Source organism: uncultured Bacteroides sp. (genome assembly GCF_910586915.1).
Taxonomy (GTDB): Bacteria; Bacteroidota; Bacteroidia; order Bacteroidales; family Bacteroidaceae; genus Bacteroides.
This window is the reverse complement of record NZ_CAJULN010000006.1, coordinates 51,943-70,625: the sequence shown is the minus strand read 5'-3', so window position 1 is coordinate 70,625 and position 18,683 is coordinate 51,943. Positions and strand designations below refer to the sequence as shown.

Here is an 18,683-nt window from a genome sequence, read left to right as displayed (position 1 = left end):
CATGAAATCCCAAAATGACCGGAGAACGGACTTCAAAGCGGAAAAGCTGAGGTCCGCTTCTTCATTGTTTAACGACAGATAAAACGCAAAAGTCATGAAAATCCTGAATGAAGAACATTTCGAGAATGTAAAGCGCTATGCCGAATCCATCGGCGACACCTCGCTCCAAAAATGTCTGGACCGGTTGAAGAGTTGGGAGGAAAATCCCGACCGGCCCAGCGAGATTTCACTCTGTTATGACCATGCCCCATACTCGTTCGGCTTCACACAACGCTATCCCGACGGAAAAACAGGTATCGTGGGAGGTCTGCTCTATCACGGAATTCCTGACAGATCGTTTGCCGTAACATTGCAGCCGTTCCACGGATGGCAGATACATACCTGAAAAGCATGAAATTCCAAAATGACCGGAAAGCGGACTTCAGAACTGAAAAGCTGAGGTCCGCTTTTTCATTTCTTGCTGTAAAGATAGCCGTTTGCCGGGATGATTGCGCAAGGCGGCCCCTTGCAGGGGCTGGGTTGACTGAAAGAAAATCATCCTCGCTCCGCTCCGGTATTTTCTTTCGCCAAGCCTTGCACAATCCCCGGCAAACAGGCAGGAAAGACATCAAGAAATAAAAATGCCTACCCGTGTAGGCCGATGTCTCACTAAAAAAGAACAGATATGGAAACACTGGATTACAACCAAATGCTGCTTGTCTCCCTGTGGCAATACAACCATCACGGGGATGAGGAACTGACTCCCGCGCTTTTCGAGGAAACGTTCGGGAAGGTCGACGGAAACCACTACTACGAGAAATGGACCGGCTATTTCAACCGGAACCTCTGGGACATGATCGCCTATTTCAGAAGCGAGAAGGAGAACGGACAGAAATTCTGTGACATGGTTGCCCGCCAGGTCGGATTGTACCAACAAAACCGGTCATGACATGGAATACAGTAACTTTTATGACCTGAAAAGCCTGGTCCGGCTCAATGAGCGTGAAGGACGCGCATGTTCCATAGAGGAGCGCGATGTGGAGAAAGTGAACCGGCTGATCTCCAGGATGCGGAAAGAGCGGGAAGAGAACCCGGCACCCGTAGCCGGAGACACCGTCACTTATACCACCCGTGGCGGCGACTACTATCCGCAGGCGCACATTGAAAGAAGCGATGGCCGGGAAGCCCAACTCTGCCTTCTTCCCCGGATGCCGTTCTGCCATGAGAAAGAAGGACGGACCTGTTATAACACGGAAGGAGGGCCTTGGGTTACGACAGCCCCGGGATTATTACTTCCGGACGGTATCCGCGGCAAACAGTTCCGGACATGGGGGCATACCGGAAGACACGAGAACGGCGCGGTCCTGTTCCACACATCCGTCAGGGCATGGAAATATACGGAACCTGAACCCTTGTACGGAGAGTACACCACAAAAGAATGGACAAAATACCTCATCGAACGCCGGCAGGACATTGAGCCGGCAGGCGCGTTCATTTACCAGAACGAATCATTCACTGTCTACTCCAAGGAAGAACTGGACCGGATGGTCGGGATCCTGCACGGAAGACTTTTCAACGGATTCCGCCAAGGCCTGTTCATACTATGGGGATACCGGATGGAATGGAAGGAACTCCCCGCATGGGAATGGAACATGCTGAAAGCGGAAACCCACCTCTCTTTCCTTGGCGTTTCCCCCGTCAGGATACGGACAGACCATGACGGGCATACAGTAACCATCTATAAAAAATCAGAATAATATGGCACAGTACAACACTCCGCAAGCGTTACGTCCGCTTGAGAAGCTTATCTGCGATTTCGCATATTCGAACGGATACGAACCGATGTCCGTCTTCAACGATTTCCTGCGTTACGTCACCCACGGGTTCTCACCCGGTGCGCCGCCCGTCAAGGACTGGAAATACAAACGGCAGCAGAACCGTTTCTTCATGGAACTGCTTGCCGGATGGATACAGCTCATGCAGCGGGAATTGCAGACCCGTGAGTGGTTCGACGCGTTCGGTGACCTGTTCATGGCCCTCTCTTCCCGGGGCGGGCAGCAGGCGCACGGACAGTTCTTCACCCCCGTGCACATCTGTGACCTGATGGTACAATGTACCGGTACGGATGAGAAAACGACCGGCAAACGGATGAATGACCCGACTTGCGGAAGCGGAAGGCTGCTACTGGCGTACCACGTACGCAATCTGGGCAATTACCTGGTTGCGGAGGACATCAGCCGTACCTGCTGCCTGATGACCGTCTGCAACATGCTCATACACGGATGCGTGGGCGAGGTCATCCAGCATGACAGCCTGCTCCCCGAGGACTTCAAGGACGGATGGTTCGTGAATCCTGTCCTGACGACGACCGGCATTCCCACCATCCGGAAAATGAGCGAGGACGAATACCGGGCAAGCCGGAACATCCCCCTTTCCGGCCTGAAACAGCGTATGGCACAATTCCAAAAGCGGAAGGATGCCCCGGTATCCCGTTCCGCATGTTTAACTTCTAAAAAAACAATATCATGAGACTTTATGCAAGCAACGAACTGAAATCCCGTCTGACGCATGCGGCGGCAAACGGAAGTGTGGTCGCGGCGGACATCCTGTCCGAGTTGAAGAAAAACCGCCCGGCGCAGGAGATTATCCGCGGATCCTATAATTTCCTGTCCACCAAACGGAAGTGGACGGACTGCGGCTCCTTCCGGAAAATCCGGATCGTGTTCACCGCCTTCAACAAGGACCCGGAACATCCCAATTTCCCGGACAGGAACAACCCGCAGGCGCCCTGGTTCCCCGAAAACCGGACAGACCTGGAACCATCCACTTTCATCGAACAGTTCAAGAACCTGCGCGAATACACATCCTGCGAGATCAGTTATTTCCGCAGCGCCATCACGCTCGACAGCAAAGTTTCCGTCAGGCTGCATACGGGAATGAATGACTTTCTGGACGCCTATCAGGAATCCAACTACAGTTCCATTACGGACGGTGACACGTCCACCCTGCACAATTCATGTATGCGGTACGAAGACAAGGCGCGCAATGCGGCGGATTTCTACGCCAACTTCGCGGGGGCCGGCATCCTGGTAGCGAGGGACGAAGGCAACAACGTGCTCGGCAGGGCCGTCGTATGGGGGAAAGCCGTGTGGAACACAACCGGAATGCCGGCCGTACAGGTTTCCGTACTGGACCGCATCTATACGTCACACGCCTTTGTCATGGATTTGATCAGGGAGCAGGCGGGAAGCCTCGGCATCAACCTACGGAAGAAATACAACGACTATGCGCATCCGGAAGATTTTATCAGCATGAGCCCGATACCCGGAATGGCAGAGGAACCCGGCACGGAGGTACATGTCCGGCTGTCGGTGAAGGTGCCGGCATGCCGGTGGCACAAGAAAGGGGTTCCCTATCTGGATACGTTCCATTACATCCACCTGAACGGTAGCGGGCTGGAACTGGCCAATCACAACGGCTGTACGGCGATCGCCTCCTGCCAGCACACACAGGGTTGTGCAACAGCCTTGAGGTATGTATGCCCACAATGCGGAGGCATACATGGGGACAGCAACAGACTGTACTGCAACGTGTGTTACCCCCTCTATTATACACAAACGGCCTTCGGCACGATCATGAAAGGGACTCCGGTGGAATACAAGGGAAAAATCTATCCCTCCACGCTGTTCAAAAAGGGACGGCCCATACCCGGATTCAAAAGCTACCTGCAAATTCAGAAATTATTCATCTCTTAAATATCAGAATATGGAAAGATTAATGGCCCTTTACAACATCTCTTCTCCCTCAGGCAGGGAGAAGCGGATGGCCCGGTTTATCACGGACGAACTCAGCCGCATGGGGATTCCTTACCGGAAAGACCGGCACGGCAATATCTACGCGGTCAAAGGCAAACGGAAAAGCTACCCCTGTGTCGTGGCACACATGGACGAGGTGCACCGTCGCAAGACAGGCACGTATGCAGCCCACCTTGTCGCGGAATCGATGATTGTCGGATACGACCATAAACACAGGCGGATGACCGGAATCGGTGCCGATGACAAGAACGGCATCTGGGTCTGTTTGAAGTGTCTGGAAAGTTTCAAGGCGATGAAATGTGCTTTCTTCGTACAGGAAGAAAACGGATGCATAGGCAGCCGGAAAGCCGACATGGATTTCTTTGCGGACTGCCGCTTCGTCATCGGATGTGACCGCAAGGGCAACGGTGACATCATTACAAGAGTCCACGGGATGGAACTCTGCTCGGAGGAATTCCTGGAGACCGTCAGTCCCGGGAGATACGGGTATCACCCGGCAAGCGGGTTGAGCACGGACGTGCATACCCTGAAGGCAAGGGGGCTGTCCGTATCCTGCATCAACCTCTCCTGCGGCTATTACGAACCTCATACGGACAGGGAATATACCATCTGGGAGGACTTGTGCAAGTGTTACCGTTTCGTCAGGCACATTGTCTGCTGCCACAAGAACGTCAGTTCCCACAAGGCAAGAACGGAAAAGACCTTCATGTACAGTTACTACGAACTGTTCGGAACGACCGGATACAGTGAGAAGGAATATATCCGCTTCATGAAAAAATACGGGATGGAACCTCCCGTCCAAAACAAGACAGGCCATGGGAACAAATTATGATTTTATCGAACTCTACAACATGACGGGCAACCGCTTCTTCGGCGGGTTTTCCTGCCTGGAGGCGGCAAAGCCGCATCTGGACAAACTGAGGGAGAAAGGTGAGCTGCCGGCAATAAACCATGCATTGCTCATGTACGAATACAGGCATGACAAGAATCAGGGGTATGTGCGGACCGGAATCAGGACCATCCATTATAGGAACGGATGGAGAATAAAGAAATAAACCTATCATTAAAAAACAAGAATATGGAAGTAACAGTAATGCCGAATCCTGCATCGGTAGAAAAACAGCAGGGATTGAACCAGGTGGTTATCAACAAGGTACAACGGATGGTGGAAGGCAAACGGCAGGGAGTCATGGAGACCATCGCACGGCTGCTTGACGAAGGAAAAATAGCGCAGGACTTCATCGCCCCCATCGGGGTGAACCTGCGCGGCAAGGAGAAACAGCCTGTCATTTCATTCCGCGCGGCGGACCGGGTGCAAATGACCATGCCGGAGGGAAATTTCAGTCTGCACGGCAATGCCATCAGCCAGATTTCGGAGAAGATGGGGGTGCCGGCCAAGTACCTGCGCGAACTGTCCGGTGGTGATGTATGGCAGAAACAGCTTTGCGCCACCATCCTTAACGAACATTCGGGCTGGACCGCGCGCACACGGGTACTTATCCGGGCGGTAGGCATGGAAGTGCGGGGCGTACTTTCCGACTCGTACCGGCGGCTCAATTCGGTGGATATCCTGACCGCATTCATCCGGGAGGCGGCCAATCAGGGGGCGGTCGTATCGGACGCCTACATGAATGACACCAAGGTCTGGTGCGAGACCATCCTGCCCACACCCATTGAGATTCCCACCAGAAAGAACGGGACGGTCATCATCTTTGCCGGGGCACGCTTTTCCACTTCCGACTATGGCAACGGATCCGTGGACATGCGTTCGTTCCTGCTCAACGGGGCATGCCTGAACGGGATGGTACGTGAATCCGTCATGCGGCAGGTGCATCTGGGGGCACGACTGCCCGATTCACTGGCACTGTCACAGAAGACCTACGAGCTGGACACGCAGACCACCGTATCGGCGGTATCGGACCTGACCAAAGGACTGTACAACAAGGATACACTTATGCAGAAAGCCATCGAAATACAAAGTGCTTCGGAAATAGATGTGGACTTCGACAAGGAGCTCAAACAACTGGTGCAGAAAGGCGGCCTGCTGAAGAGCGAAGGGCGCGAAGTGGAAAAATTATTGATGAACAACAATCCGGAGGACGGAGTGACCGGAGGGGCCACCCTGTGGAAACTGACGCAGGGCATCACCGCTTTCGCACGGGAACAGGAGCCGGAACGCTGCCGGGAACTGCATGAGATATCGGGACAACTTATGAACCGGGTAAAAACCAACTAATAAATAACATTTACTCATTACATAACTTAAAAAACAACCGGATCATGAACACTTCATTGGAAATCATCCGTTCGGCAGGAACGGATCACCTGTGCTACCGGATGGAAGAGGATACATTCCTGGCAGTCCATAACCCGATGCTTTCTTTCACGGAAAAGGAAGACGAGTTTGAAATCATTCCGACTGACAAATCCTATCGGGAGAAACTTTACATCTATCAGGGGCAGGCTGTACGACTGGTTCCGCAAATCTATCACAACGGCTGGCTCGCCCTCTGTCTGGAACTGGCCGATACGGAAGAGCCTTACACGATCCTGACGGTCAATCTGGAAGAGTTGGATGCCATCGGACTGCCCGACAGGGCTTTCATCGACACCAACAACAATCCCGACGCGATGGAGTTTCTGGAGTTGAATCACCTTGCCACCGATACCGGTTACCGGAGAGGCAGCGGCTGGATGGAGTACCCGATGGTACACGTCAATCTGCCGCTTGTCTTCCAGCATTGTCCGGAATCGTTCAATCGCATCAATATCCACGCGTAATGTTTCCGACAAATAAACCGAATGTCTAATCGTGGGAGTCCGCCGGCGGCTCCCGCATTCATTTTTATGCCTTATGAAAACAGATTTCAGCGAACAAGTAGAAAAACTCCGCAAGGAGATTACAGCCGCCATAAAAGCGGTATTGGAGAAATATGGGAAAACGGAAATGGAGTTTCCCGATACGGTGGATGCCGTATACGTGATATGGTTCGACCATGACGGCGATCCCTATGAGTGCCTGGTGCGCAGGATACAATTCTTCGGGGAGGACCTCCATCTCGTTGTGGAAGACAAACATTCCCGTGACTTGTACGAAATTGACGGTCCTTTTGAACTCGGGGCTCGTTGCATCAACTGGCTGGACGAGATACTCCGGACAACCGTACAGCTTTTATCCGGTTCCAATACAAAAACTAAATAAAAATAATGATGGAAACAATAATCATTGACAGGATATGCACCTCTTGCAGGTGTGACAAAGAGACGGCACGGAAATACCTTGATGCCGAAGTAAGAAACCTGCGTGAATTATGCGACGCGAACGATTTGCGGGAAGGTGATTTGGAATCGGCAATGGCAAACCAAACGGTTATCGACCAATTAAACTTATGAATATGGAACCGAAGAGTTTGAACGAATGGTGGGACAAACAACCCGATGAACTGAAACAGGCATTCACATTCTTACCGGATGAACGCTGGGAAGAGGCAGACCTGTATCTGAGAATCAATATCCGCAACTATTGTTGCCTGAAAAAAGACAAATTACTCCCCGAAGACAAGGAACGCTCGATGCTTATCGAAATAGTCTGTGAACTGACCGATACTGAATTATGTCGGACAAACAATAAGACACTCGATGAAATGTGCGATGCGGACGGGGCTTTTCTGGAAGAATATCAGGACCAATTCAACCGGATATACGACAGGCTGGAAGGGAGCATATTGGATTATATGAATGAACAATAATAACAGATATAATTATGAAAGCAAAAGTATTCAAATACAAGTTTGACGGGAACACCGTCGTCGCTCCTTATATGGAGTTGGAGCCGTATGCGGAGAATGTTTATCTCTCGTTATCTACAAAAAACGAATATGGAAACGAAAGCGAGGACATATTCCATGTTGTCTGCAAGATAGAAAATGTATTCTTCTCTTGCGGACAGCATTCACGTCGATTCCTTGACAAGGAGGAACGCAAAGAAACAACTGCCGCTTATTGTAAAAATTGGATTACAAATACACTTCAAGATTTAGAAAGAGGAGTTCATATCTCTCTTCTTTCTATCCGTGTGTTTGAAGCTCTTGGGCTTGACACTGCACCTTTGTGGCAAGCCCGTGAAGCGTACTTAAAAAGACAGGAACAAAAACGGCTGGAACTGAAGGCTAAGGAGGAAGAGGAACAGCGATTAAAGGAAAAAGAATGGCAACGGCAAATTGACGATTGTAAACAGAGTTTTCTAAATGGAGAACGAATTGAGGCAAATGTTTTTCTTGAAATAGCCAAACGGGACGGTTTTGAAATCCATATCCGTACCAAAGGTACATTCAACAAATCCGTAAACGGTCTTACAAAATCGGGAACGATCTATTTTAGAAAGTGTAAAGGCAAACGGACACCTGATTTCACCGGCTGCCAGCGTGCCATTGCGGACTATCTCAATTTTCTTGCATCAAGGCAATCCTGAAAATGAATATAGAAAATCAGGTAAAACAACATTATGAGAGTGTCAAAACTCAATTTTTGAAAAGATAAACTTTTAATTTGAAATTAGAACATCCTAAAAAGACTAAAGAAAGGGTCGTATCATTACTCAAACGGAGTTTGATACGACCCTTTTAGATGTTATATAACGACACACCCTCCTGAAAAAGAATCTGATACCGTCATTTTTATTTGAGTTATTCAATACTTCCTTTTTATTATCTGTTAGCAAAATTAAATTAGTACATGATTGAATCCGTATCGTTCTCCTACTTGTACTCTGTATATATCATAAAATTATCTACAAAGATATCTTACTAATAATTTGATGAATACAAGCAACCATAAATACAATATAAAAAATGTATCACAAAATATTGATCTTATACCATTGATATAATGGTTAATACCATTTGACTTGTATTTCAATAAGTACATACTATCATTTTTATATCTAATGATTAGATAGATTATTTATATTTAAAATGTTTCCGTCACTTGAAAAAGAATAGATTCTATTTTGTTGAAACATATAAATTATCCCATTTTGCTGATATGGTATTATTGTTTTCTTTAAAACAGTTGTTGGTGCTATATCAAATTGAGTATCTATAGTTTGACAATTACTCTTGTAACATACATCATCATAGATACATGGAATAACCTCCCTGCCTTTTTCGTCTATCATTCCCCACTTACCTGATTTTTGGACAAATGTTATCTTTTCCCGAAACGGATAAATTAAATCATACTGACATTTCACCACTTCCGTACCTTTATCATTTATGCATCCCCATTTGCCGTCTGATACCGCAAATGACTTCCCTACAGATTGAAGTTGCAATCCGTTATTAACAATAGATAATTTCTTTTCAATCGGAAATATTATACAGTATACAGGAGTTATAGTATCCCCTTTTTGATTAATAAGCACTGTCGAACAAGGCGTTAAAATAGGCATTCTATCTTGGTCAGTGCCTATTTTCGCCATTGCCAAGGATTTATGAAATCCATATTCTCCAAAACAACTTACCCAATCATACATCATAGGAATTATAACATTCCCGTTTCTATCCATAAATCCCCATTTCTCATTCTTCTTAACGGCGGCCAATTTATTGCAATATTGCCTGCCATCTTGAAATTTTTGCATGAAAACCAATTGATCGTATTTATCTGCATAATATACAGGAAAAGAATCACAGTGTATACAACTACGATTCATAAAAGGATATTCTCTTGTAACAGTACAGGAAACTTGCAATATAAAGAAAGTTACCAACCAAAACGATGGTAACTTTCTTAAAGATATAATAGTCATAACACTCACCAACCAATTATACTTTCAAATGTAGAAGCATCAGCCCAATTGATAGCAATCCAGCAATTTTGACTATGATTTACATCATTAGTCGTATAGTAATAACGCATTCCTACTGGGTTGGCTCTTTCCACATCATTCTCTTCATAAATAGGTTCTCCATGCAAAACCATACCATTTCTCAATGAATAAAATTCCTTGCTCGTTACTGGAGTTCCATAAACCCCATATTTTCCGTTCTTTCCTATTACCCCAACTTGAATAGAACGCACATGTATCGTTTTTCCATTTCTGGTAACGGTGAAACTTCCTGTGGAAATAGACGTTGTCGGATCGAAGCCAATGACATCCTCAAAATAAAAAAAGGATGGTGCATCCAAGAATTTATTCATCAATGCAATCGCCTGATTTTCTGATATATTCCCTGTAAATCTAGGCTCAATAGAACGGGCTTGCAAATTTTGCTTCCCTACCATTTCATCTAATTCATTAGTACATGACACAATAGATATGCCCACTAATAGCACTAGTAAAAAACTTATTTTTTTCATCTTTACATAATTTAATTTAACATAAGTGGCTTTAATTTCACACTAATTCAATCGCAATACTTTTATTGCTCTAATTGTTTCAATCAAATATATTCCATAATACCATCTAATATATGCCATGAACCTACTCTGTCAGCTTTTCGGTATTCGCTCCTTTGGACAGTAAGGTCTGCATTGATTATCGTCGACTTATAATCATAGTTCAATACTTTTTAGTAAGAACGGTCTTGTATTCCTGTGGCAAATATGCTTGCAAGATTATCTGTTTTTGGGATTTTTCTATTAATGTCCAAATCCCGACCAAAGCACTATTCTCAAAGACAATTTTTCGTTTGTCAACTTGATAATAGAATTTGTTTACAGCAGGAGGATCGCCACTACCTTCTCCATTAATATATAGTCCTTCCGTATCTGTAAGAAATTCTATGATGCAAGATTCTTTATGTTCAACTTCACCATTCTCATTATATTTATAAAGTTCGGCATCCCAAGTTGTTTGGATAAGTTCTTGAGATGTTAGCAAAATTTCAGATTCTTCATTATCGTCCTTGTCACATCCGGCAAGGATAAAACAAATACCCATTACAAAAAATAATAATATCTTATTCATAATCACAAATTTACAATCCTATAATCCTATACGAGTTTGCCAAAGTGGCCATTGAAATCGATTTTGTTGGCAATGCCTCAATCCAGTCACGTATTCCATAATCATCCAAAATCCAATCTCCGTCTAAATCATCCGTATAATGTGAAAAAGCTATTTTATTCACTGTATCATAGATATATTGAATACCTGTCCGTGGGTTCGTATAGGTATACATTGTGCTTTCATCCACTTTAGGAAGATTTATACACAAAGGCTTTCCAAGGTTTGGATTAAGACGCGTAACAGAGTTGGAACTGATACGCAATCCATAAAAAGCTTGTTTTTGTTCTTTTATCTCTACAGCTTTTTGATTAAAGACTGTTACATTCTCATTACGTCTTAATTCAGTGTCAGTTACAGTATTTCCTGAACGAAGTATTATTCTATCCCCTTGCCTAGTGAAAAGTACGGGCACCACATCATACAATGCTTCATTTGAAGAACCATATCTTTCAAAAACACGCATTATTTCAATATGAGGTTCAACAAAACTCGGATATTTTTCAAGGATGCCAGCAGACGTATCATCCATTCTTTTCTTGAAATTCTCTTCTATGATAAAAGCAGACAGAGGATATAGACCATTTTCTGTAATATCAATAATAGTATGTTTTTTACTGTCAGAAAGTGATGCAACCCAAGGAGATAAATCAAAATTAATACTTGTGAGATCTTGGGCGCTATTCATATTAAGCCCAGCAGGATCACCTCCATAGACCCACATTTTTGTAAACAACTGCTCCATATTATACTCAGAAGAGGTATAATTAAAATTGCCTTTCCCAAATTGGAAATCACCACTTGCTGAATTGTTTTTCCATGAAAAAGAAGCGTCAATACTTTTTTCCATTCCGGTTTCTTTCGAAGTACTGTTACTTCCACTACGGCTTAGTCCTGTATAAAGCGCACAAGCTTTTCCACCTGTTACATAGCCTGTAAGCACAAAACCGCCATATGTATCCATAATATTGCCAATGGTAGATGAATATAGATTTCTAAGAAAAACAGTAGACAGACATTCACGGGAATAAAATTTTCGTGAACCATCTGAAGCCTGAAGATTGAAAGAGGAATTCTTAAGCAACAAATTCAACTCACCATATACGACTTTTTGAGATGAGGTAAGTTCTGACTTAAAAGTCTCCTCTGTCTTTTTCTTTCGCCCTAGTTTAAAAAGCCCCAGATTAAGCTGGAATCCGGAAGACACTTTTTTAGTTTGTGATAGCTTAGATGCATAACTATCATAATCTGAATAAGAAAAACGGTCCGACATGAAATTTTGCAAGGAACGTGCGGTAATATAATCACTTCCATATTCTTTCACTTTCGCCAAATTTACAACTGGAGATATCACATTCTCATAATCTCCCAAGATAGAGTTTCCTATGGAATAGGAATAGCCCAAAAGTGCATCTGAATTACCAATGATTCCTCCATTTTCATTCGTAGCTCTTGTTATTTCTTTTTTTTCTAAAACTACCGGATGGGTCTGGATTGTTTTTGGCAAATCCGAATTTCTTTCTTGCAATACAATAATGCCATTGCCATTTGTTCCAACAAGTTTGTCAAAGGATTCATCATTAGTGCATCCTGTTACCATAAGGCCCAATATCAGTGTAATAAATAAATATGATTTTTTCATGTCATCTAACTATAAAAGTGTTACGTAAAGCATCAAGCGACAGTGAGTAATTCAATTCTTCTCCCGTTTCCAGATCATAAAAATGCGGTTCATTAATCGGGGTATTATATTCAGGATTAGCTACAGCATATCCTCTCCAAGTCCCTTTAACTTTCACCTCACGATCTCCATATATTGCCGTAGCAATATAAGGGACATTAAGAATAAATGTTTTAAATTTTGTCGTTAGCTGTAATAGACTCCGAGGTTTCATGTCAATACTCGTTTGATATTCTACTTTTGCAGAAAACTTTTGAGTAGAACTTGAATAAATGGCATCCTTGACCGTATTATCCATAAGTACAGCTTTTCCTGCAATAGGTATAGGACGGGGAAATTTAGTTGTACTTGAAGAGGATATATTCAATTTTAAAGTACCTGCCGTTTCATAAAAATTAGATGTTTCCTCAACACTTGCAGCTACAGTAATCGGCATATTTTTGACATATTCATATGGATTTGTCAAAGAAGTGACCTTAGAAACAGCAGTACTGTTAGTTACTACCGCATTATCCAAGTCAAAAGTCACATTTTGCAGAGTAAATGTAGTGGTTGGATTGATTAGAAATTCCTGTTGTGCTTTGTAATTCACTCTTTGGCCATAACCCAATTTGTTGTCTGCTTTTGCCTCAAGCACATAATAGAATATAGACCAACTATTATTAGGATCCGATTGCCCCAAATATGATTCACTTTGAATTGAAAAATACCCTTTATAAGACGATGGTATAAGATTCCAACCAGAACCATACAATGAACCTGAATTGTCTTTTGCAGACATGAGTATTTTATTGTTAGGATTATTAGTATAATGACCTACCGTCAAAGGGGTTTTTGACACATTTGAATATATCAAATATGGAATTCCTGATGATGCAGGGAGAATCTTGAGATAGAATTTGCTGCCTGCCACTGTGGAAGAATTGCCAAGTGTAACCTCTTTTTCTGCCCCGTCACAGAAAAGATATGCATTCGCCGCAGTTGATCCACTTGCCACAGAACGGACTTTGATCGTTATGGGGAGCTCTCTGATTGCATATACATTAGATGAAAAAAAATCATCTAATGCCGTAGAAAGAACTTGCACTTTATGATTTCCAGAATGATTTTCCTCATAACGTCTTTTCAAATTCAGAAGTTCTTCTGTCTCTTCAAGGCAAACAAGTTCTCCCCAATCAATCGTGTCATTTGAACACGAACGCGTCAATGGAAGATTTTCAGAAACATTTTCAGAAGAATCCTTGACTAATTCATCCATCTCATTTGTACATGACACCATAAATAAGGTAGTCAGTAACAACGATATTAAATTTTTACTTTTCATATTACTTTATTTATTTGAGAGTTATTATTGCCATTTTGCTAACCTTCAAGACAAATCCACAGTTTCAAATCCTATATATAAGTTTATTTTTTCCTTCCTATTTTTACATTCATCATCTAAACTACCAGAATACATTCCAATCAAACAGAAAAGAGCAATTAACTGCACCCACCTTAATTTAAAATCCATTTTCATATCCTTATTTTTATTGTTTACAGCGCAAATATACAATCTATATTGTATATAAAATAATATTTTTAGATGTTTTTTGCCATTATATGTTGATAAACATAAATAATATCTATATTTGTATTATACAATCTAAATTATATTAATATGGAAAATATTTATTACTCATTAAAAGACTTTGAACTTTCTTTAAAGAAGAACGCTATCGAGAGAGCTGACGACTTCCAGCAGTACATCAATCAATTAAATGAATTTGGTTGCAAAAGCTATTGGATAACTTCCCAGACAGGAGTCGGGTCAACAATGACCATTGAAGACTTTGACCGACCTGTCACTGCATTTATCTCCAATGACTATTTGGGAATGTCACAACGAGAGGAAACCAAACAGGCTGGAATAGATGCTATTATCAAGTATGGGACAGGTGCTTGTGCCGCACAGGTTATAGGTGGCTATCTCGATATACATCAACAACTGGAACAAGAAATCGCATCTTTTGTAGGGCAGGAGGACGCAATGCTGTTTTCTTCCGGTTTCGGGGCAAATGCAGGGATATTAAGAGCCTTATTAGGTCAAAATGACATTGCGTTAGTGGATCCTTACATCCATACAAGCGCAATGGCAGGATTAAAAGGGACAAATGTAAAGCGGATAGGACACAATGATTTGGAATATTTAGAGAAAACGCTGAAAGAAACCAAAGATCAATATCAGACCAGGCTTGTAATAATAGACGGGGTATATTCACAAGATGGGGATTTGTCCTTGCTTCCGGAAATAATTTCTCTTTGCAAAACCCATGAAGCTATGTTGATGTTGGATGATGCACACGGAATAGGTGTAATGGGAGCCAACGGTAGAGGAACAGCAGAACATTTCAATTGTTTGGGGCAAGTGGATATCATCACCGGAACATTCAGCAAATCATTTGGTTGTGTGGGAGGATTTGCCGCCGCCTCAAAAAAGATAATACAATACCTGAAATTTTATGCGGACAGCAATGTCTTCTCGGCAGCCCCTACACCACAAGTAACCGCATCCATTTTGAAAGCTTTGGAAATAATAAAGAAAGAACCGGCAATAAGAGCCAGACTTTGGGAAAATACCGATTACCTCAGGAGCCGGCTGACAACCGAAGGGTTTGACATAGGCAAATCCGTGTCACCTATTTTCCCCATTATGATAAGAGATAATAAAAAAGTTTATGAAATAGCTAAAATGTTACAGGAAAAAGGTATCTTTACAATTGGAATTGTATATCCGGCAGTAAGAACCAAAGAGGCCAGATTAAGGGTCAGTGTTCTTGCCACGCATGAACATGAACAGTTGGATGCTTTAATCAACGCTCTTAATGATATAAATAAAGATATAAAAATAAAAAAGGAACAATGAAAGAAAGGAGAAAGCGAAGAAGTGCAAAGGACATAGAAGAAAGTATACTTGATGCGGCAAATCAATTGATTGAAAATGATGGATTTTCAAAATTGACAGTTACCGGTATCATACATCTGGCAGAAATCGAACCTGTCCAATTCTACCATAGATATGAGGATTTGAACAAGTTTATTGATGAGTATGTCAAAAAGTACGATTACTGGTTCAATGATATCATAAAGTCCCAGAAACAATCAAGCAATGATAAAGAATTGTACACGAACATTCTGACAGGATTGTTCCATTCTTTATCGGAGAACAAAGCAATGCAAGAGCTTCTGAAATGGGAACTGGCTAATAATAATGAAACCAGTCAGCGTACCGCCCGGTTACGAGAATTACATACATTGCCTCTATGCCAAAAATATTCAAAACTGTTCTCAGATACGGATATTGACATTGTAACTATATCCGCACTGATAATAGGCGGAATATACTATCTCATTTTGCATGATGAACTTTCTACTTTCAGTGGTATAAATTTAAAAATGGAATCAGACAGGCAAAGAGTTATTAAAGCCATAAATAAACTGTCAGATATTCTGTTCACCCCTATACCATCTTCTCTTACCAGAGAAACCATTGATATAATAATAAAAATGAAGGAAGATAATATACCAGTGGGAAAAATAGCATATTATACGGGAATACCACAAGACATTATCATTTCAATCTAAAGCACAAATTGGAATAACCTGTTGTATATACTGATTTGAAAGTGAGTAAAAATAGCAGTTAAAAAAGCCGTGTACATCGATTTCCCCATCGTCGTTCACGGCTTTTTTATAATCAAGGTATATAGAAAAGCGCAAACTCGGCTTTTCTTCTTCTCTCTATGCTCGGAATCACTTTCCCCTTATAGCACCTAAAGGAAACATACTCCTCATAGATGTCACGCTCCCCTTTTTCCAGCTTCCGTATCAACCGGCTTTTCGGCATCCTGCCATGGCCCTTCAATCTGAAAATGCCCACATTATAGCTCAAAACGCCCAAAAGCAATGCATCATTCTCAAACTCCCGGAACGCATCACAACACTTTCTAAGGTCACTCCTCAGCAACGAATCAGCCTGTGCCTTGCTCAGGTTCTCGGTCAATGTCTCCCCCGGAAGCAAGCAATGCCCGTAACCGATGTAAGGCATCTGTCCCCGATGCCAGCCTTCCGCCCGTTTGATGAATTCCACGGCCTTGTCAAACAGCGAATCCGGCACTTCCCCCTTTCCTTGGGCAAAAGCGGAGGAGACCACAAACGCCATAAACACTCCGGCCGTCAGCCTGAGCCATGCCCTACTCATTGTCCGGAACGTTGTTTTCCGCATCATTCACATTGAAACCGTAGGTCAGCTGCCGCATATTCCCCCAGTTGTCCTCAAAATAGAGGTCGATGGTCTGCGAGTCATCCGCGCTTTGCGAAGTGTAATACAGCCGGAATCTCCGTTCATTCAGCAGGTAGCGGTCATTGGGCTTCAGCACCGTTCCGTCCTCCATCTTCAGGCTGCCCTTGCCGTCCGGCTGGAAGTACCTCAGCGTATAGACCGTTCCGGCAAAGTTGCCTTCCGGTCTGATTTCCAGACGGATTTCCACCGTTTCGCCGTTTGCTATTCCATCCGCTACCGGCATGGCTTCCACCGTGAACGGGTATTCCTGCCGGACATCCAGCCCGCCGTCACAAGAAACAAGACAAAAAAGGGCGGCAGCCAGGCAGCAGGCCGCCATCATACAATCAAGGATTTTTCTCTTCATGGGTATATATCTGTTTTAGGGTTAGAAAATGTATTTGACTCCGATTCCATACTGGCAGTGGCAACGGCCCGAGGCGCCGCCCCACACAAACCGCTCACGAAGCCGAAGCAGCAGGACAACCCTGTCCGACAGGTAACCTTCCGCTTCCAGTGTCGCCGCACCGCCGTAAATGAACGATTCACACCTGTGCAGGGCGGCACCGTCATCCAGCAGTTTCTTGCCTCCGTTTACCGTCTCATACCCCAGCAGGGCCGAGACACCGAGGTTCAGGAACAACACCTTGCCCGGCGAGGAAAAGAACGTATGGTAATAACCGCCCTCGCCCGTGTATTGCGCCGTCGGAATATGCGTGTTCCTGTATGGGATGTTGCGCCGGAGCGTCTCCCCGCCGAACACCCACTGGTTTCCTTTTTTCGTATAGGTGGAAACGGCCAGCGAGAAGGCGTAACCGGCATCGTGCCGGTTCGCTCCGCAGTAAAAGCCGTCCGCCATTTCCGCCGTGAGACGGACACCCTTCATTCCCGGCAGACAGCGTTGCGCACGGGCCTGCCCCGCCATAAGGGCAAGCAACGCAAGGGTGACATACACATACCTCTTCATCGCACTTTCAGTTCATTGATGGTCTCGGCACGCACCAGGTCTTCATTCTCTATCTCAAAGGTTTGGTGGCGCCCCCCTTGTTTCTCATACATCTCCACCACCAGTTTCTTGTCATCGGGGATGGTGAACTTGGGCAGGGCAAACACCGTTCTCCCGCTCTTTTTCCCGTCCACACGGGTCAGGTAATTGAAGGCACGCAGCGGACAGATGACCTGTTCCTGCATGGCGGTACGTTTCACTATCTTCTTGTCCACGATCTTGAAGGTCACAAAGTCCACATCGAAAGGCACGTGGGTGGAATTTCTTACCTCGGTATGGAAATAGAGCAGGTCACCGTGCGCATAGAGCCCTTTGAGCAGGTATTGCACGCCGAACCGCTTGCAGCCGATGTGCTTCACTCTCCGCTTGTCCTGTCCGTGCACGGACTTCATGACCAGGCGCACCAGCCTGGGCGACTCGTTACCCAGTTCCTGCAAATAAATCTCCATCGCGTTGTTGGGACGGTTCACCGTCTCCCCGTCGTGGATGAAGTCGCACATCTCCACATTCAGCAGCAGCGGTTCGTCGGCGTACTTGACATTGAACGTGTAAAAGTTCCCGTCCTCGGTAATCACGCTCATGTTCGTCTCGTTGCGGAAATGCTTCATCGTGGCCTTCACCCGGATCACGTTATCCGCGCCGTCAGCCTTGCCGGCTATCAGGTTGGGGGAACCGAGGTCCACGTACTTGACGGATGAGGGGAAAATCACATGCACCGTCTTGTCGTAGGTGATTTCCAGGCCATGCGGAGGTATCATTTGGCTGAAGCCTATCTTGCGGCTCAGCCCTTCAAAATAATCTCCGCTACTCTGCTGCGCATGGGCAGCTAAAAAGCCCGTCAGAAGGGCAAACATCATCAGAATCTTCTTCAT

At 44.5% G+C, this 18,683-nt stretch carries 24 protein-coding genes; 15 read left to right on the top strand and 9 right to left on the bottom strand.

Annotated elements, in window-relative coordinates; genetic code table 11:
* The first annotated feature begins 94 nt into the window (after nt 1-94).
* The 13 genes from QZ331_RS04220 (at nt 95) to QZ331_RS04160 (ending at nt 8,265) form a co-directional block, all read left to right on the top strand.
* A complete protein-coding gene (locus tag QZ331_RS04220) occupies nt 95-385 on the top strand; it encodes a DUF4120 family protein (protein WP_005682988.1) in 291 nt (96 codons plus the stop codon).
* A gap of 279 nt (nt 386-664) precedes the next feature.
* Nucleotides 665-928 (top strand): hypothetical protein, encoded by a 264-nt coding sequence (locus QZ331_RS04215; RefSeq protein WP_117741502.1) that lies wholly within the window; start codon nt 665-667, stop codon nt 926-928.
* Between the two features lies 1 nt (nt 929).
* Nucleotides 930-1,736, top strand: coding sequence for a DUF4121 family protein (locus QZ331_RS04210; protein ID WP_117741503.1), 807 nt, complete (start codon nt 930-932; stop codon nt 1,734-1,736).
* A 1-nt stretch (nt 1,737) separates the two neighbouring features.
* The gene (locus QZ331_RS04205; RefSeq protein WP_117966121.1) at nt 1,738-2,508 is read left to right on the top strand and encodes an N-6 DNA methylase; all 771 of its coding nucleotides are present in this window, start codon (nt 1,738-1,740) and stop codon (nt 2,506-2,508) included.
* Nucleotides 2,505-3,734 (top strand): hypothetical protein, encoded by a 1,230-nt coding sequence (locus QZ331_RS04200; RefSeq protein WP_117741505.1) that lies wholly within the window; start codon nt 2,505-2,507, stop codon nt 3,732-3,734. The genes QZ331_RS04205 and QZ331_RS04200 overlap by 4 nt, the downstream gene beginning before the upstream one ends.
* 10 nt (nt 3,735-3,744) lie before the next feature.
* Entirely contained in the window at nt 3,745-4,626 is an 882-nt protein-coding gene (locus QZ331_RS04195; RefSeq protein WP_117741506.1) for a hypothetical protein, read from the top strand.
* Nucleotides 4,610-4,849 carry a hypothetical protein gene (locus QZ331_RS04190; RefSeq protein ID WP_117741507.1) on the top strand — a complete coding sequence of 80 codons (240 nt, stop codon included), beginning with the start codon at nt 4,610-4,612 and terminating at the stop codon, nt 4,847-4,849. The genes QZ331_RS04195 and QZ331_RS04190 overlap by 17 nt, the downstream gene beginning before the upstream one ends.
* 23 nt (nt 4,850-4,872) lie before the next feature.
* A complete protein-coding gene (locus QZ331_RS04185) occupies nt 4,873-6,030 on the top strand; it encodes a hypothetical protein (RefSeq protein WP_057280041.1) in 1,158 nt (385 codons plus the stop codon).
* A gap of 44 nt (nt 6,031-6,074) precedes the next feature.
* Entirely contained in the window at nt 6,075-6,575 is a 501-nt protein-coding gene (locus QZ331_RS04180) for a DUF4313 domain-containing protein (protein ID WP_151878266.1), read from the top strand.
* A gap of 73 nt (nt 6,576-6,648) precedes the next feature.
* Nucleotides 6,649-6,996, top strand: a complete 348-nt coding sequence (locus QZ331_RS04175) for a hypothetical protein (RefSeq protein WP_229040578.1) — start codon at nt 6,649-6,651, stop codon at nt 6,994-6,996.
* A gap of 5 nt (nt 6,997-7,001) precedes the next feature.
* A complete protein-coding gene (locus QZ331_RS04170) occupies nt 7,002-7,187 on the top strand; it encodes a hypothetical protein (protein ID WP_229045451.1) in 186 nt (61 codons plus the stop codon).
* Between the two features lie 2 nt (nt 7,188-7,189).
* Entirely contained in the window at nt 7,190-7,543 is a 354-nt protein-coding gene (locus QZ331_RS04165; RefSeq protein ID WP_057280053.1) for a hypothetical protein, read from the top strand.
* A gap of 14 nt (nt 7,544-7,557) precedes the next feature.
* Entirely contained in the window at nt 7,558-8,265 is a 708-nt protein-coding gene (locus tag QZ331_RS04160) for a hypothetical protein (protein WP_117966115.1), read from the top strand.
* Nucleotides 8,266-8,736: 471 nt separating this feature from the next.
* On the opposite strand, the gene QZ331_RS04155 is transcribed toward QZ331_RS04160, so the two are convergent.
* From QZ331_RS04155 to QZ331_RS04135, 5 genes are all read right to left on the bottom strand, one after another.
* Entirely contained in the window at nt 8,737-9,507 is a 771-nt protein-coding gene (locus QZ331_RS04155) for a WG repeat-containing protein (protein ID WP_227793859.1), read from the bottom strand.
* A gap of 101 nt (nt 9,508-9,608) precedes the next feature.
* Entirely contained in the window at nt 9,609-10,154 is a 546-nt protein-coding gene (locus QZ331_RS04150) for a hypothetical protein (protein WP_240058690.1), read from the bottom strand.
* Nucleotides 10,155-10,356: 202 nt separating this feature from the next.
* Nucleotides 10,357-10,764, bottom strand: coding sequence for a hypothetical protein (locus QZ331_RS04145; RefSeq protein WP_117741511.1), 408 nt, complete (start codon nt 10,762-10,764; stop codon nt 10,357-10,359).
* Nucleotides 10,765-10,774: 10 nt separating this feature from the next.
* Nucleotides 10,775-12,445 carry an MAC/perforin domain-containing protein gene (locus QZ331_RS04140; RefSeq protein WP_117741512.1) on the bottom strand — a complete coding sequence of 557 codons (1,671 nt, stop codon included), beginning with the start codon at nt 12,443-12,445 and terminating at the stop codon, nt 10,775-10,777.
* A gap of 1 nt (nt 12,446) precedes the next feature.
* On the bottom strand, nt 12,447-13,808 hold the full coding sequence (locus QZ331_RS04135; RefSeq protein ID WP_227793861.1) for a hypothetical protein: 1,362 nt from the start codon (nt 13,806-13,808) through the stop codon (nt 12,447-12,449).
* Nucleotides 13,809-14,144: 336 nt separating this feature from the next.
* Between QZ331_RS04135 and QZ331_RS04130 the strand changes: the two genes are divergently transcribed.
* Together QZ331_RS04130 and QZ331_RS04125 are read left to right on the top strand one after the other, a co-directional pair.
* A complete protein-coding gene (locus tag QZ331_RS04130; protein WP_117741514.1) occupies nt 14,145-15,389 on the top strand; it encodes an aminotransferase class I/II-fold pyridoxal phosphate-dependent enzyme in 1,245 nt (414 codons plus the stop codon).
* Nucleotides 15,386-16,108, top strand: coding sequence for a TetR/AcrR family transcriptional regulator (locus tag QZ331_RS04125; protein ID WP_005682974.1), 723 nt, complete (start codon nt 15,386-15,388; stop codon nt 16,106-16,108). The genes QZ331_RS04130 and QZ331_RS04125 overlap by 4 nt, the downstream gene beginning before the upstream one ends.
* A 112-nt stretch (nt 16,109-16,220) precedes the next feature.
* Here QZ331_RS04125 and QZ331_RS04120 read toward each other — a convergent pair whose 3' ends face one another.
* The 4 genes from QZ331_RS04120 to traN are packed head-to-tail and all read right to left on the bottom strand — an operon-like array spanning nt 16,221 to nt 18,683.
* Nucleotides 16,221-16,685 (bottom strand): glycoside hydrolase, encoded by a 465-nt coding sequence (locus QZ331_RS04120; protein ID WP_100263101.1) that lies wholly within the window; start codon nt 16,683-16,685, stop codon nt 16,221-16,223.
* A gap of 31 nt (nt 16,686-16,716) precedes the next feature.
* Nucleotides 16,717-17,172, bottom strand: coding sequence for a DUF3872 domain-containing protein (locus tag QZ331_RS04115; RefSeq protein WP_054349544.1), 456 nt, complete (start codon nt 17,170-17,172; stop codon nt 16,717-16,719).
* A 21-nt stretch (nt 17,173-17,193) separates the two neighbouring features.
* Nucleotides 17,194-17,772: a conjugal transfer protein TraO gene (locus QZ331_RS04110; protein ID WP_151878291.1), complete on the bottom strand. Its 579-nt coding sequence runs from the start codon at nt 17,770-17,772 to the stop codon at nt 17,194-17,196.
* On the bottom strand, nt 17,769-18,683 hold the full coding sequence (traN, locus tag QZ331_RS04105; protein ID WP_117966106.1) for a conjugative transposon protein TraN: 915 nt from the start codon (nt 18,681-18,683) through the stop codon (nt 17,769-17,771). The genes QZ331_RS04110 and traN overlap by 4 nt, the downstream gene beginning before the upstream one ends.